This window comes from Spectribacter acetivorans, assembly GCF_031846305.1.
In the GTDB taxonomy this organism is placed as follows: domain Bacteria; phylum Pseudomonadota; class Gammaproteobacteria; order Nevskiales; family Salinisphaeraceae; genus Spectribacter; species Spectribacter acetivorans.
Genome location: NZ_JAVRHY010000044.1, coordinates 1 through 363 on the forward strand (window position 1 = coordinate 1; position 363 = coordinate 363).

A 363-nucleotide genomic window follows, 5' to 3' on the forward strand; every position below is an offset into this window, starting at 1 on the left:
GTGTCACCGTAATTCATGCGGGTTTCCTACAGCGGGCTCGAGTCCGCGCCGACCTTCCAGAGTGCATTGTGGACGGGCATCAGGCCGGCTCCAGTTCCTCCGTGGTGGCCTGTAAAGCCTTGTGGAGCATCGATTCAAGAAGCCGGCTGCGCGTTGTTTCGGCTTTGGTGAGGCTGACTTCTAGTTGGCCGCAGAGCCTTAGCAAATCATCCACCTTGGCAACGATCCGCCGCTGCTCTTCTATAGGCGGCAGCGGCAATAGGTATTGTCTTACGCTGGCCGATGAAAGATTCGGTTGAGCGGTACCGTTGTCAAACCGATAAAGCTGCTCTCTACCAAATGGGGAGGTAAGATAACAATAGA

General features: G+C 55.1%; 1 protein-coding gene. It reads right to left on the reverse strand.

Translation table 11 applies throughout. The features are described from left to right. Window positions 1-79: 79 nt before the first annotated feature. The coding region (locus tag RM531_RS16015) for a restriction endonuclease subunit S (protein WP_311660730.1) at window positions 80-363 on the reverse strand (284 nt) is incomplete at its 5' end.